Annotated in this window: 14 protein-coding genes; 7 read left to right on the top strand and 7 right to left on the bottom strand. The window is 38.5% G+C overall.

Annotated features, from left to right (window positions below):
• Positions 1 to 33 precede the first annotated feature (33 nt).
• Both H4J66_RS11655 and H4J66_RS11650 read left to right on the top strand, forming a co-directional pair.
• On the top strand, positions 34 to 603 hold the full coding sequence (locus H4J66_RS11655) for a CoA pyrophosphatase (protein WP_182174666.1): 570 nt from the start codon (positions 34 to 36) through the stop codon (positions 601 to 603).
• A gap of 132 nt (positions 604 to 735) precedes the next feature.
• Complete coding sequence (locus H4J66_RS11650) at positions 736 to 2127, top strand: L-serine ammonia-lyase (protein WP_182174663.1); 1392 nt, start codon at positions 736 to 738, stop codon at positions 2125 to 2127.
• A gap of 251 nt (positions 2128 to 2378) precedes the next feature.
• Here H4J66_RS11650 and cysB read toward each other — a convergent pair whose 3' ends face one another.
• Complete coding sequence (cysB, locus tag H4J66_RS11645) at positions 2379 to 3353, bottom strand: HTH-type transcriptional regulator CysB (protein WP_070374031.1); 975 nt, start codon at positions 3351 to 3353, stop codon at positions 2379 to 2381.
• A gap of 324 nt (positions 3354 to 3677) precedes the next feature.
• Between cysB and H4J66_RS11640 the strand changes: the two genes are divergently transcribed.
• From H4J66_RS11640 to H4J66_RS11625, 4 genes are all read left to right on the top strand, one after another.
• Positions 3678 to 4445: a hypothetical protein gene (locus H4J66_RS11640; RefSeq protein ID WP_220463286.1), complete on the top strand. Its 768-nt coding sequence runs from the start codon at positions 3678 to 3680 to the stop codon at positions 4443 to 4445.
• 73 nt (positions 4446 to 4518) lie between these two features.
• On the top strand, positions 4519 to 4902 hold the full coding sequence (locus H4J66_RS11635; RefSeq protein WP_182174660.1) for a ribosome recycling factor family protein: 384 nt from the start codon (positions 4519 to 4521) through the stop codon (positions 4900 to 4902).
• A 78-nt stretch (positions 4903 to 4980) separates the two neighbouring features.
• On the top strand, positions 4981 to 5514 hold the full coding sequence (locus H4J66_RS11630) for a YaeQ family protein (protein WP_182174657.1): 534 nt from the start codon (positions 4981 to 4983) through the stop codon (positions 5512 to 5514).
• A gap of 32 nt (positions 5515 to 5546) precedes the next feature.
• Positions 5547 to 6905: a M28 family peptidase gene (locus tag H4J66_RS11625; RefSeq protein ID WP_182174654.1), complete on the top strand. Its 1359-nt coding sequence runs from the start codon at positions 5547 to 5549 to the stop codon at positions 6903 to 6905.
• 105 nt (positions 6906 to 7010) lie between these two features.
• Here H4J66_RS11625 and H4J66_RS11620 read toward each other — a convergent pair whose 3' ends face one another.
• Together H4J66_RS11620 and H4J66_RS11615 are read right to left on the bottom strand one after the other, a co-directional pair.
• The gene (locus H4J66_RS11620; protein ID WP_259368474.1) at positions 7011 to 7460 is read right to left on the bottom strand and encodes a GNAT family N-acetyltransferase; all 450 of its coding nucleotides are present in this window, start codon (positions 7458 to 7460) and stop codon (positions 7011 to 7013) included.
• Complete coding sequence (locus H4J66_RS11615; RefSeq protein ID WP_182174651.1) at positions 7450 to 8346, bottom strand: DMT family transporter; 897 nt, start codon at positions 8344 to 8346, stop codon at positions 7450 to 7452. The genes H4J66_RS11620 and H4J66_RS11615 overlap by 11 nt, the downstream gene beginning before the upstream one ends.
• Before the next feature lie 203 nt (positions 8347 to 8549).
• On the opposite strand from H4J66_RS11615, the gene H4J66_RS11610 reads away from it, so the two are divergent.
• A complete protein-coding gene (locus H4J66_RS11610) occupies positions 8550 to 9002 on the top strand; it encodes an isoprenylcysteine carboxylmethyltransferase family protein (protein WP_182174648.1) in 453 nt (150 codons plus the stop codon).
• A 112-nt stretch (positions 9003 to 9114) separates the two neighbouring features.
• On the opposite strand, the gene H4J66_RS11605 is transcribed toward H4J66_RS11610, so the two are convergent.
• The 4 genes from H4J66_RS11605 to accA form a co-directional block, all read right to left on the bottom strand.
• A complete protein-coding gene (locus H4J66_RS11605) occupies positions 9115 to 9684 on the bottom strand; it encodes an alkylphosphonate utilization protein (RefSeq protein ID WP_182174645.1) in 570 nt (189 codons plus the stop codon).
• Between the two features lie 318 nt (positions 9685 to 10002).
• Positions 10003 to 11241 (bottom strand): serine/threonine transporter SstT, encoded by a 1239-nt coding sequence (gene sstT, locus H4J66_RS11600; protein WP_182174642.1) that lies wholly within the window; start codon positions 11239 to 11241, stop codon positions 10003 to 10005.
• A gap of 108 nt (positions 11242 to 11349) precedes the next feature.
• A complete protein-coding gene (tilS, locus tag H4J66_RS11595; RefSeq protein WP_182174639.1) occupies positions 11350 to 12720 on the bottom strand; it encodes a tRNA lysidine(34) synthetase TilS in 1371 nt (456 codons plus the stop codon).
• Positions 12721 to 12853: 133 nt separating this feature from the next.
• Complete coding sequence (accA, locus tag H4J66_RS11590; RefSeq protein WP_070374042.1) at positions 12854 to 13810, bottom strand: acetyl-CoA carboxylase carboxyl transferase subunit alpha; 957 nt, start codon at positions 13808 to 13810, stop codon at positions 12854 to 12856.
• Between the last annotated feature and the right edge of the window lie 108 nt (positions 13811 to 13918).

Genomic DNA, 13918 nt, shown 5'->3' with positions numbered 1-13918 from the left:
GTAGTTTTGGCTTTCGCCATTGATGGATTTATAATGAACAAGCATGATTTTTTACAAAACTTTCAATTTTCAGCACTTGATGTTTCCCTTCATCAATACCAGCACCTTGGCGCACTAAAACCTGCTGCGGTGTTAATCGCACTAATAGAAGAGAATAAACAACTCTCTGTTGTGTTAACAAAACGTGCTAGTCATTTAAAGCATCATCCTGGGCAAATCAGTTTTCCCGGTGGAAAAATGGAGGACTTTGATACAAGCTTTATTAACACCGCCATAAGAGAAGCCGAAGAAGAGATAGGTTTAAATAGTAACAACATTAATATTGTTGGCCAATTACTTCCTTATGAAACAATCAGTGGTTATGTGGTTATCCCCATCATTGCTTTTATTGATAAAAACCAAAATTACGTGATCGATAAAAATGAAGTTGCTGAAATATTTCAGGTACCATTACAGCATTTTCTCGATTTTAATAATCACTACATGGTAACCATTGAGCGTCATCGCAAACCCTTTCCAATTCACTTTATGCCTTTCGAACACCATAATATATGGGGCGCAACCGCGGTAATGCTGAAAGATTTGGCCATTCAATTATCGTGAACCTTTAGGTTTTTAGTTAATATCAACTATAATTAAACTATTATTGTTTTTCATGGTGATAGCTTTCAGTTACAATTACCGAAGATAATTCCATCTTTTGATAATTTTATCAAAATAAATTCAGGTTTTAGTATGATTAGTGTATTTGATATGTTTTCTATTGGCATTGGCCCGTCAAGCTCTCACACTGTGGGTCCAATGAAAGCAGCGAAATTGTTTGTTGGACAACTCAAAGATGAGCATAAATTAGCCCAAACAACGCGGGTAAAATGTGAACTTTTTGGTTCGTTAGGGCAAACTGGTATTGGCCATGGCACCGGCAAAGCGGTAATTTTAGGTCTGTCTGGCGAAAATCCGGATACGATTGCCGTCGACGCTATTGATTCAATTCTAGAAGCCGTAGTGGGTAGCCAAAAAATTTCGCTTAATGGCGAGCACTTAGTATCATTCCCTAAAAATGATGCAATTATCTATCATCGCCGTAAAACGTTACCTGCTCATTCAAATGCCATGACTATCTTTGCCTTTGAAGATATCCCAGGAAAAGAAAGTACGTTATTACTAGAGCAAACATATTATTCAATCGGTGGCGGCTTTATAGTTAACGCGCGCGACTTTGAAAAAGAAAAAGATAAAGCACTATCTCTGCACAACAATATAAAACGTCCTCATTATTTCTCATCAGCGACTGAGCTTATCAACGAAGCTAATGAGAAAAACCTCAGGATCAGTACCATCATGATGAATAATGAGAAGTGCTTAGCCGATGAAGCCACTATTAGGGCTAAACTCGTTAATATCTGGCAAGCAATGAAAGATTGTGTCGACCGAGGTATTAAAACCGAAGGTATTTTACCCGGTGGCTTAAAAGTTGCGCGCAGAGCTCCTGCCCTTTATAAGGCATTATCAGTTGAAAATAACAACGATCCACTTATAGCGATGGACTGGGTTAACTTATTTGCTCTTGCAGTTAATGAAGAAAATGCCGCAGGTAGTCGAGTTGTAACAGCCCCAACCAATGGTGCAGCGGGTATTATACCTGCCGTATTATGCTACTACGATAAGTTTGTTAGACCCGTTGATGAAGATACCTGTGTACGCTATTTATTAACCGCCGCAGCCATTGGTATTTTATATAAAACTAACGCGTCAATTTCTGGTGCTGAAGTGGGCTGTCAAGGTGAGGTTGGCGTAGCTTGTTCTATGGCAGCTGGCGCATTAACTGAAATTATGGGTGGTTCGCCAAGTAAAGTAGAAAACGCGGCAGAAATTGGTATGGAGCACAATTTAGGATTAACCTGTGACCCTGTTGGTGGCTTAGTTCAAGTTCCTTGTATCGAACGTAATGCTATGGGCTCGGTAAAAGCGATCAACGCATCACGTTTAGCTTTACGCGGCACCGGTAATCAAAAAGTCCCACTGGATAAAGTGATTAAAACCATGTGGGAAACTGGCAATGATATGAAAACTAAATATAAAGAAACTTCTCGTGGCGGCTTAGCGGTCAACATTACCGAATGTTAAGACGTTTTTAATCGCAAAGCTCCAATTGACAAAGGGTTAATGGATGAACATTTGTCGTTCCTTGCCATCGTTGTGCAGCGAAGCATTAATGTTTTGAAAGACAGGATGTCTGAGAAAGGTCATCCTGAACATTCGTCGTCCCTTGCCATACTTTCTATACTTCCCATCACGAAATACTCTTCATCCTGAACATAAAAAATCGACTGATATCAGTCGCTTTTATGTGGTTATTGATTTGTATCACAGTTGTTTTAACGAACAGGCAATTTAATATTCGCAAACATCTCATCTATTTCAGCATTATTTTTCAATAAAACGGCTTTAGTGACTAAATCACGATTTAAATGAGGAGCAAAACGCTCGATAAAATCAAACATGTAACCACGTAAGAAAGTACCGCGTCTAAAACCAATTTTAGTGGTACTTGAATTAAATAAGTGACTGGCATCGATAGTCACTAAATCACTATCAATTCTAGGGTCGATAGCCATAGTGGCAATCACACCAACGCCAACACCTAAACGCACATATGTTTTAATTACATCAGCATCGGTGGCAGTAAAGGCAATTTTAGGCTCTACTCCAACACTATTAAAAGCCGTATCAAGCTCTGAACGTCCAGTAAAACCAAACACATAAGTCACTAATGAATACTTTGCTAAATCTTCAATAGTAATGCCTTGTTTTTTAGCTAAGGGATGATCGGGTCGCACTATTATACTGCGATTCCAGTGATAGCAAGGTAGCATCACTAAATCGTTATATAAGTGTAATGATTCCGTCGCAATGGCAAAATCAGCGTCACCTTTGCCTGCGGCATCACTAATTTGCGCTGGTGTTCCCTGAGACATTTGCAAAGAAACTTTTGAGTACTTTTTCATAAAGCCTTTGATCACTTCAGGCAATGCATATCGCGCTTGAGTATGCGTGGTTGATATACGTAATTTACCTTCATCGGGTTGTGTATGCTCACGCGCAACCGCTTTAATCGCTTCAACTTTAGAGAGAATTTCTGTAGCAATATTGATAACTTCATTGCCTGGGGCAGTAACATGCGTTAAATGTTTGCCACTGCGGCCGAAAATTTGAATACCGAGTTCATCTTCTAGCATGCGAACTTGCTTGCTTATACCCGGTTGAGAGGTGAATAAACTTTCTGCTGTTGCAGAGACATTTAAATTATTGTTGAGTACTTCAACAATATAGCGCAGTTGTTGCAGTTTCATAATTATACTTCAAAATTTTATGCTGATTGCTTATGCAAAAAATATATACTTAAATGAAGACTTATTCCATATTAATTTTCATTATTATGCTTATATAAACGATTTAATTTAAAAATGTAGTATTATTACTACAAAATACACATAACGAAGTTAAAATTGACTTTTTTCAGATAAAATGAAGTTTTTCATTCAAAATAAAAAGTTATATAAATAGCCTTAATTAGTATTAGAGATAAAAGGTTCATATAAGGCTATGCTAATGTGTCCATTTTTTGTAGACTGCATGAAAGATATTTCTATTTTCATAGACGAGTAGTTAACATTATGGGCATTATCATTGCTTTAATTATCGCATTAATCATTATAGTTGTGGGTGTTGGTGCAATTCAACAGCACAAAGCAAAACAAGAAAAAGACAAACGCATAAAAGCGGCTAAGCAAAAAGCGATTATAGATGAAAGTGAAGACCTTATTCTACATCTTGCTAACCTGCCCAGTAATCCTAGTATCGTCAACATTCTTAATCGACGCAGTTTAACCGCAGCAAAAGCGATGAGATCAATTTTACCTGATTCAAAAAAAATTAAAGGTAAAGTTGATGATATTGAGTCAAGGTTAAAAGCGTCTCAAGAACTCGCGGCTTCAAATTCAGAACAAGAGGAACCATTCATTCTCCCTGATAATGAACAACAACTTGTTAGTATTTTGCAATGTATTAAAAAATTACGAGCAACACTTAAGTCAGAGCAAGTCAAAGGAGCATTAGACGCACAAACATTTACCCATGAAGATAAAAAGCTCGATGCTATGCAACTACAGATTGGTGTTGAAAGCTTGCTAAAACGTGGCAACATGGCTTACCAAAAAGAAATGTTGGGGTCAGCGCGCCAATATTTTGAGAAAGCTTTGCAAACATTGTCCGCTCATCCTTCACAAACAGAATATACCATCAATAAAAAAGCTGAGGTTGAGATCCAACTTGAAGAAATAACCGATGCACTTAAAAGCACTAATGCTAAAGATGCGGCGAAAAAAGCCAAAGATCAAGAAGATGATATAGACTTATTATTTCAACCGAAGAAAAAATGGTAGTCAATTATTATTAGTAAGACTGAAACCAGCATTTTGCTGGTTTTTTATTCTCTGTTAACATTACTCGCTCCTTATGAAAACATCGCCAAATCATATACCTGTCATTAATCTGCCCTCATTGCTTAGAAAAGTAATAAAAGCTTATGCGTTAAAAGCAGGAATAAGAGCTAGTGGCTGTGAACTTTATAGAATTGGCCGTTCGCGCAATTGGCAACTAAAAGCTAGCTTTGAACAATTAGAACACGTTGTCGCTTTTATACAAGACTCAGAAGAGCCGAGTTGGCAGTGGCTAGTTAGTTACTTAATGAGTCAAAGGCAAGCACTTAGTCACGATGAACTTATACGTATTGCTAAATTAAAGTCAGACATTACTGTTAACCAATTAATGGCCCGCACTGATTGCACGATTGCTGAAGCCAGAAAAGTCATTGATGAATTAGAGTGGCTGGTCGAATAAAAGGACTTACCTGCTGTATTCCTTAATGTTATACGGGTATTATAAGCTTAATTAGCATTTCTTACTTTACGGATAATCATGGCACTAAAAGCAACAATAAATAAAGCCAGTATACAACTGTCAGATATGGACAGAAATTACTACGACACCCTCAATTTAACCATCGCCCAACATCCTTCAGAAACAAATATTCGCATGATGGTTCGCTTGTTAGCTTTTATTTTAAATGCAAATGAACATCTGCAATTTGGTAAGGGTGTGAGTGACGAAGAAGAAGCCGCTCTGTGGCAAATTAATTACTCTGAAGTGATAGAGTTATGGATAGAGCTTGGGCAACTGGATGAAAAACGTCTCAAAAAAGCCTGTAATCGTGCCCAAAAAGTGATTCTTTATGCCTATGGCAGTAGTGCTGAAACCTGGTGGAAACAGTCACAAAACAAATTATGTCTACTCAATAAACTTTCCATTGAGCTCATTAGCCAAGAAACTTGTGATGCATTAGCAAAACTTGCTGGCCGCTCTATGGACTTTCAGTGCAGTATCCAAGATGGCCAATTATGGTTAACGGCGGGTAATGAAACACTGTTAATTGAAACAACAAAATTACAATAATTAATACCAACATGGATAGGGAAATAATAAGCATGAAAAGTCACCTTACTAAAAGCTGCTTAACTTTAGCTCTTTTTGCATGCATTACACTCCTTTCTGCATGCAGTGAGCCTGAACCACCTAAAGCCAAAATTGCTAAAATGTCATCGGAACAAGTTATTAAAGATATTACTTATCTCGCAAGTGACGATTTAAAAGGCCGAGCCAGCTTCTCTGTTGGTATTGACCAAGCGGGTGATTATATTAGCCAGAGGTTTACCGACATTGGACTAAGCCCACTCGAAGGCAATAAAGATTTCAAACAAACATTTAATGTAACCAGTATTATGCCAACAGCATTAACGGTGACCTTAAATGGTCAGACTATTGCTGACGCTAATTTAGGTATGGCAAGTACTATGGCCACGCTTTCATGGCAGAGCCTTGAAAATGTTAACACCCATATTATTGCTGAAGCGGATGATATGCGCGCGGCTCTTAGTAAAATGAATAATGACGGTGGCCAACACCTGGTTATTATCCATAGTGCTCACGCTAAAACTTTTGCTGGTTATCGAGGTTACTTTCAACGAGGCTTAACTAAGCTTAACCTTGATCACCAAGGGGCTATTGTTATGGTTTTAGCCGATGATAATGAAGTTACCACGGTAAACGTTAACGCGAGTACTTCGATAACTGAAAAAACCTTAACCAATATTGTTGCGATACTACCGGGCAAAGATAAAAACCCAGCGACAGCAAAAGAAGTGGTTTTATATTCATCACACTATGATCATTTAGGTGTAACGGCTGATGGTAAAGAGGTTTTTAATGGTGCTGATGACGATGCGTCGGGCACCTCTGCTGTTATTAATCTGGCACAACACTATGCCCATCAAGGTAAGAACGCAAGAACCTTAATTTTTAGTGCTTTTACCGCCGAAGAAATTGGTGGCTTTGGCTCTAAATATTTTTCACAGCAATTAGATCCTAACAACGTTGTGGCAATGATAAACATTGAGATGATAGGTAAACCTTCAAAGTTTGACGCTGGTTCGGTTTGGATGACAGGAATGGAGCGTTCAAATTTAGGTGAATTACTTAACGTAAGCTTAGCGGCTAAAAACAGTGAAATTTACCAAGACCCTTACCCAGAGCAGGGGTTATTTTATCGTTCAGACAATGCAACACTTGCGCGTTTAGGTGTTCCAGCTCACAGTTTTAGTAGTACCCAACTCGATAAAGACCAGCATTATCATAAAACGTCTGATGATATTAGCAGCCTAGACTTAGCGTCGATGTATCAGGTTATTGAGACGTTATCAGTCGCTACGCAAGGACTAGTTGATGGCAGTATTACCCCAACACGTATTGATGTAAATACTGTTCGATCGAGTGGTAAAATCTACTAAGTTTGACCGTTCGTCCTGAACACCGTCACTCCTTGCCATCCATGGCATCGTGACATACCGTTCATCCTGAACATAAGGTCAGTGATTTTAATTACTGGCCTTATTTTATTGTAACCAGCGCATTTGATACTCAACTTCATTCTGGCCAGTGACAACAAAACCATGGCGTAAATATAAAGAAATAACTGGATTTGCTAACAAAACATTTAATGTTATTGGTAGTTTTAACTCTTTTGCTTTTCTTTTAATTAAGGCTAAAACCTTACCACCAATTCCTTTTCCTTGATGTATTGGTATGATTTGCAGCTGCCTGATGTGTAATTTATTCGCTAATACGGCTATTTTTATTAAGCCTATAGGCTCATTGTTCATCAAAATAATAGTTGAATCTGCAAAAAAATCATTCACTCGTTCAAGGTGTTGCTGATCAGATAAATCCAAACCTGCAGCAATAAGATGTTCGCCCATTGAGGCTTTTCTTAATTGTAATAAATAGCCGATATCACTCTGCTGGGCTTGTCGAAATCCTATGGTTACTTTTTCATCACTGAGCATATTTATTACGATGGTGTTTAATCACTGAATCGCCCCATTGATAAATAGCTAAACCAGCAATGATAGCTAATGCGCCAACGATTAAATTAAAATTAATCGTTTCATTATTTAATAGTAACCCCAGTGAAATGGCAATCACTGGGGTGATCATAGTGATCAATGCCACCGTACTCGCTTTTAGGCGTTGTAATATATAGAAATAAGCAATAAAACCCACTAAAGAGCCAATAACACCAAGATAAACGACACTTAATATTGATTTGTTACTCCATGTTTGATGCGCAATATTGCCATCGAAAATAAGCCAAACTAAGGTAAATAAAGGTAAGCTTAATAATAGTGAACCCAGGGTTGTTGCCATAGGGTTTATAGCAACGTCAACACTTTTGACCAATACACCACTTAAACTAAAAAATGAAACCGCAATCAATACCGCGATAATGCCAATATATCCATCACCTTTAAGTGATATTTTATCAAAACATACTGTAGCTAAGCCGCAAATAGCGATCGCCAAGGCTATTTTTTTTGCTGTTGATAATGCAGACTCAGCCAAAAATCGCTGACTTAGCACCCCAGATAAAATAGGTGCCAAGCCGAACATTAACGACATCAGCCCAGAAGAAATGTAGCCAGCGGCTAAATACGCAAATAACATCCCACCAAAAATGCCTATCGCTGAAAAACTATAAAGTTTAAGCGCCTTTTTATGCCAAGGAAGCTCAATACGAAAAGCTTTCAGTATGAACCAGCCAGGCACAACCGCAATCAGCATCCGCAACAATACCGCTAAGGTTGGATGAATAGTTTCACTGCTCCACACTATCGCTAGTGGTGTTGTTGACCAGATAAGAATAACGGCAAAGTAAGCAATGGGTACTGACATTTTATATATCCTTTATCGGTGCTATATTGAAAATTCAACCCGAAGAAAACTAAAGAAACATAACGAGTATACAAATAATCGATGGCGATATTATCTGACTACGTCAAGAACATCTAAAAATAAACTTATCGATTTAGTGTGATTAATAGCCACTAATATCTACTAAAATAACAGCCATAAAATTTTTAAGCTTAAGGCAAATCATGGAGTTAAAAGTAATACCCGTAGTGCAGATATTAATTGCCGTGTTATTAATGATAGTTTTTTATAAAATATCACCCGATCTCACTTTGAGCTGGCCGGCACATTTACCGGTTGCCCTCGCGCTGTTCTTTATCGCGATAGTCGTCGGCCTTTGTGCAATAGTCAGTTTTAAAAAGCATAGAACAACCGTTAACCCCACTAAGCCAGAAACAAGCTCAACTGTGGTAAGTTCTGGCATATATTCATTTTCAAGAAATCCAATGTATTTAGCCATGCTGATTTCACTGATCTCGCTCACTTATTACTTACAACATTTAGCATCTTTACCTATTATTTTAATATTTATTGGCTGCATGACACGTTTTCAAATAATTCCCGAAGAAAAAATGTTAACAAAAATATTTGGTCAACAATACCGTGATTATCAGCTAAAAGTAAGACGTTGGTTATAAACGATATGAGTCAGACAGTAAAACCGCAATGTTGGGGCTTTACTGACTTACTCTGATGGCTTTGTTGATGCTACATAGCTTTTTAAAAGCTAATATAAACAACATGTTTTACTTAAGCTTTTTTCAGGTACGCCGAAACTAAAACAATACGTGTACCGTTAACTTTTCCTTCAATATGCTCAGGATTATCCGTTAAGGTAATACCACGCACCATAGTGCCCTGCTTAGCCGTAAAGTTAGCGCCTTTAACTTTTAAATCTTTAATCAAGGTAACATCGTCGCCGTCTTGTAAATCAGTGCCATTACTGTCTCTTGTTGGCCCCTCTCGCTCAGCAGCGGCAATGCCTTGCTCAGCCCAAGTTTTAACATCATCTTCCATGTAAATCATTTCTAAAGCGTCTTGTGCCCAACTCTCTGCTGACAGTTTATGAAGCAAGCGATACGACATAACTTGCACAGCAGGCTCTTGATTCCACATACTGTCGTTCAAACAACGCCAGTGACTTACATCCATTGAAGTGTCACCATTAATTTGTGCTGTGCATATAGCACATAGATATACACACTGCTGAGCACTTAAGTCGCTGGTTGGTGGCACAGGAAACACAGCTAATTGTTCAGTTGACGTACATAATTCACAGCTAGCATTACTGCGTGCTTTTAAGGCATTTTCGGTAGGCATAATATTAATTCACTAATTTTTGAAGAGGGTTTTTCGCTATTATGCCCCTAATTCAGTGATTTAAAAAGTGCTGATTAACAACGGGAAATAATTGACCTGAGCCATTATTTAAAGGCTACGCTTTACTCTGGCTAAAACGTGACCGTATAGCTTAGTTGCTGAATACTAAAGTGGCGGTATAGCTCTGTTACTGAATACTAAAGTGAAAGTATAGCTTTGTTGCTGGGCAATAAAGTGGCAAAAAACTATCACCCTGAATTAGCGTCAGGGTCTAAAATCAACCACCTCTCTATATGAGGTGGTTAACGAGGGCTTCATTTATTCTAGATTTTTAGTGATGTGATGCGAAGCCGCTGCCGTGAAAATAACATCGGTAGAGCTATTTAAGGCTGTTTCGGCAGAGTCTTGGATAACACCAATAATAAAGCCTATCGCGACTACTTGCATAGCAATGTCACTGTCTATACCAAACAAACCACAGGCTAATGGAATAAGTAACAATGAACCACCTGCAACACCAGAGGCTCCACAAGCTGATACTGAGGCGATGACACTCAATAAAATAGCGGTTGCAAAATCAACTTCAATATTTAAAGTATTGGCCGCAGCAAGCGTTAATACCGTAATGGTGATCGCCGCACCAGCCATATTAATGGTGGCGCCTAAAGGAATAGAAACCGAATAGGTATCTTCATGTAAATCAAGTTTTTCACACAGTTCCATATTAACCGGAATATTTGCTGCAGAGCTACGCGTAAAGAAAGCGGTAATACCCGATTCTTTTAAGCAAGTAAAGACTAGCGGATAAGGGTTTTTACGCGTAATAAAATAAACAATCAGCGGGTTAACCACTAAAGCAATAATAACCATAGAACCTAAAAGTAATAGTACTAGGTGTCTAAACTCACTTAAGGTATCAAAGCCTGTGGTCGCAACCGTATTAGCGACTAAGCCCATAATACCTAAGGGTGCAAAACGAATAACCAATTTAACGACACTTGAAATTGCTTCGGCTAAATCATGAACCATAACCTTCGTTGATTCACTGCCTTTCTTTAACGCAAAACCTAAGCCTAAGCCCCATGCTAAAATGCCAATAAAGTTTCCAGTAACAACCGCATTGAACGGATTATCCACAATTTTAAACGCTAAGGTTGATAAGACTTCACCTAGTCCTTGTGGCGGATTAGCACTTGCGCCAACAATATCTAATGTTAATTGCACCGGGAACGCAAAGCTTAGTGCTACAGCAACCAGCGCAGCACTTATTGTGCCGAGTAAATAAAGCCCAACAATCGGTTTTAAGTTAGCATCGCTATTTTGTTTTTGGTTAGCAATAGATGAAGCGACTAAAACGAATACCAAAATAGGGGCAACCGCTTTTAGTGCACTAACAAATAAACTGCCGAGTATCGAAAATGACTGTGCAACTTCAGGTAAAATAAGCGCTAAAACAATACCAACAACAAGTGCAATAATGATTTGATTAACGATGTTAATAGCTTTTAGCTTACCCAAAAATGATGTTTTTTCTACAGAGGTATTTTGTGTTGTCATAGTTTGTCTTATTTTAGTTATTGTTTTTGTTATTAAGATAACGTATCGATGAAAGATTTTTACCACTTATGCACCGACACTGTCTAGTTTATTCGTTACACGGTACCTTTAAAGAGGCAGTTGACCATGCCATGATAGCGTAAATGCTGAGTCACTGTTCTCGGCGAGATAGGACTGACAAACAAACTGTCCGACTACCGCAACCAATTCATTATCATAAAAGATAAAAGGTAACCTTTTTCTCTGCCATGTTGGTATAGCAAGCTCTTGTAAGATTTTCTTTAATGGTCTTGAATGCTGTCGATATTGTGGTAAACACCTTGGGTTTTCGTGAGAAAAACAAATCGTCACTTTTTGTTGCTCTGCCGGTTTTTTTATCACTGACTGCCAAGCACTATTTTCTTGTACTTGTGCTGATACATTAGAAAAACTTAACCAACCTAATTGATCGGGAAGATAAACATCTAACGGTTTATCATCCGCTAACAGCCCTAATGCCACGTTTTGTTGCCACAACGACAGGTCCTGATAGATACCCGTTAGGTGTAACTCACCTTTATAACGTCTAATACAACACTCAGCTAATTGCACAACTGGCGACTTATCCGCTTGTGCATTAAGCTGCTGGCATATTTGCATTAATTGCTTTTGGCTTGGCATTAAGAATCCATGGCAAGCCAAAAAATAGCGCAATAGATTTTTAAGACGTGCTTCGCTGAGCTTATTTACATCAACAACACTAAGCTTATTAGCTGAGGACTGACAAGCAATTAAATCTTGCTGCGCTAATTCATCCAGTAATTGTTGTGCTTCAAAGCAATGTTCAGCACTGCGTGCAATCGTCTTATTGATGCTTGGCCAACGTTGATTTAACTTAGGTAAAACTTGATGGCGGAGAAAGTTTCTGTCAAAACGCTCATCCGTATTTGATTCATCTTCTATCCAAGCTAAACCATACTCTTTCGCATAGGCTTCAATATCGGTTCGTGAAATAGTTAACAACGGTCTGACCAGTAATTGTTGCCCCAATATCATCTCACTTTGCATCGCTGAGAGCCCTTTCAAACCTGCGCCTCTTTTTAGGGCGAGTAGAAAAGTTTCAGCCTGATCGTCACTGTGATGACCCGTAACAATTAAATCACCTGCTTTAGCTACTGATTTTAGTGCTTGATAGCGGGCATCGCGCGCAAGCGCTTCTAAGCTTTTTTGGGCAACAGCTTGCACGTTTACTTCAATAATATCTAACGGCAGGCAAAATAGTTGGCATTGTGTTTTAGCAAAGGCTTGCCATTTAACGGCATTAACACTTAAGCCATGATTAACATGACAAACACGAATATCGCTATTAATAGCATGTTGTGCTCTTAAAGCACTAAGGCAATGTAACAGCACTTGAGAGTCGATACCGCCACTGTAGGCAACAAGCAGTGATTTTTGAGGGTGATTGGAAAAAAAATCTATTAAGGTCTGTTTAATCATAGAATACTTGGTTAATTGACACTGAAAACAAAAAAACTGTCGCCTTAACTTAGAGATAGAATCAGTAAGATAAGGCTACAACTTCATCAGCAGAGTATTCAATATTACTTTGCTCGTGTCGATTTATAGCAACTTAACAATAACCGAAAGACATTAATCTGTCATAACGTTTTTCAATTAATTCTTCTTTGGACAAGCCTTCTAATTCGGCAAGGTTTGATTTTAATTCTTGCTTTAAGTTAGCTGCCATAATATCCATATCACGATGTGCACCACCTAATGGTTCTTCAACGATATTATCGATAAGTTCTAATTCTTTAATACGCGTAGCGGTAATACCCATGGCGGCAGCGGCAGTAGGTGCCTTTTCAGCGGTTTTCCACAAGATGGATGCACAACCTTCAGGAGAGATTACCGAGTAAGTAGAATATTTCAGCATGTTGACACGATCACCAACACCAATCGCTAATGCACCACCAGAACCCCCCTCACCAATAACCGTACAAACAATCGGTACAGTTAAACGTGACATAACTTTTAAGTTCATCGCTATCGCTTCACTTTGGCCACGCTCTTCTGCACCTATACCCGGGTAGGCACCTGGCGTGTCAATAAAGGTAATAATCGGCATATTAAAACGTTCAGCCATTTGCATTAAGCGTAAGGCTTTACGGTAACCTTCTGGACGAGGCATACCAAAATTACGTTTAACTTTTTCTGCTGTTGAACGCCCTTTTTGATGACCAATAATCATCACAGGTTTACCGTCTAAACGCGCAGTGCCACCAACAATGGCTCTATCATCTGCATAGTGCCTATCACCAGCAAGCTCATCGAATTCAGTAAAAATGCGTGGTATGTAATCAAGCGTATAAGGACGCTGTGGATGACGTGCCACACGAGCTGTTTGCCAAGGGTCAAGATTTGCAAAAATCTTTTTGGTTAACTCCGCGTTTTTACCGCGTAATTGAGTAATTTGATCTTCAAGGTCAAGATCTAATTCTTGACCGTTATTGACTAATTGTAACTCTTCAATTTTGGCATCAAGTTCAGCAATAGGCTGCTCGAAATCTAAAAAATTTAATGACATATGATTATTCTTACCTATGTTCTATGCCGTTTTATAACAACAGCATGATTATTCAAATAGAGTACTTAATAATTTAAATTTGACTATTAAGTTGCTAACAAAGTCGTC

It is taken from the genome of Colwellia sp. MB3u-55, from assembly GCF_014076785.1.
GTDB lineage: Bacteria > Pseudomonadota > Gammaproteobacteria > Enterobacterales > Alteromonadaceae > Colwellia_A.
Note: the sequence above shows the minus strand (reverse complement) of the source record. Positions and strands in the feature narration are given on the sequence as shown.

Excerpts from the sequence above, each read along its gene's own strand:
- H4J66_RS11655 (WP_182174666.1), top strand. The coding sequence starts at position 34 with ATGAACAAGCATGATTTTTTACAAAACTTTCAATTTTCAGCACTTGAT.
- H4J66_RS11650 (WP_182174663.1), top strand. The coding sequence starts at position 736 with ATGATTAGTGTATTTGATATGTTTTCTATTGGCATTGGCCCGTCAAGC.
- cysB (WP_070374031.1), bottom strand. The coding sequence starts at position 3,353 with ATGAAACTGCAACAACTGCGCTATATTGTTGAAGTACTCAACAATAAT.
- H4J66_RS11640 (WP_220463286.1), top strand. The coding sequence starts at position 3,678 with ATGGGCATTATCATTGCTTTAATTATCGCATTAATCATTATAGTTGTG.
- H4J66_RS11635 (WP_182174660.1), top strand. The coding sequence starts at position 4,519 with ATGAAAACATCGCCAAATCATATACCTGTCATTAATCTGCCCTCATTG.
- H4J66_RS11630 (WP_182174657.1), top strand. The coding sequence starts at position 4,981 with ATGGCACTAAAAGCAACAATAAATAAAGCCAGTATACAACTGTCAGAT.
- H4J66_RS11625 (WP_182174654.1), top strand. The coding sequence starts at position 5,547 with ATGAAAAGTCACCTTACTAAAAGCTGCTTAACTTTAGCTCTTTTTGCA.
- H4J66_RS11620 (WP_259368474.1), bottom strand. The coding sequence starts at position 7,460 with ATGCTCAGTGATGAAAAAGTAACCATAGGATTTCGACAAGCCCAGCAG.
- H4J66_RS11615 (WP_182174651.1), bottom strand. The coding sequence starts at position 8,346 with ATGTCAGTACCCATTGCTTACTTTGCCGTTATTCTTATCTGGTCAACA.
- H4J66_RS11610 (WP_182174648.1), top strand. The coding sequence starts at position 8,550 with ATGGAGTTAAAAGTAATACCCGTAGTGCAGATATTAATTGCCGTGTTA.
- H4J66_RS11605 (WP_182174645.1), bottom strand. The coding sequence starts at position 9,684 with ATGCCTACCGAAAATGCCTTAAAAGCACGCAGTAATGCTAGCTGTGAA.
- sstT (WP_182174642.1), bottom strand. The coding sequence starts at position 11,241 with ATGACAACACAAAATACCTCTGTAGAAAAAACATCATTTTTGGGTAAG.
- tilS (WP_182174639.1), bottom strand. The coding sequence starts at position 12,720 with ATGATTAAACAGACCTTAATAGATTTTTTTTCCAATCACCCTCAAAAA.
- accA (WP_070374042.1), bottom strand. The coding sequence starts at position 13,810 with ATGTCATTAAATTTTTTAGATTTCGAGCAGCCTATTGCTGAACTTGAT.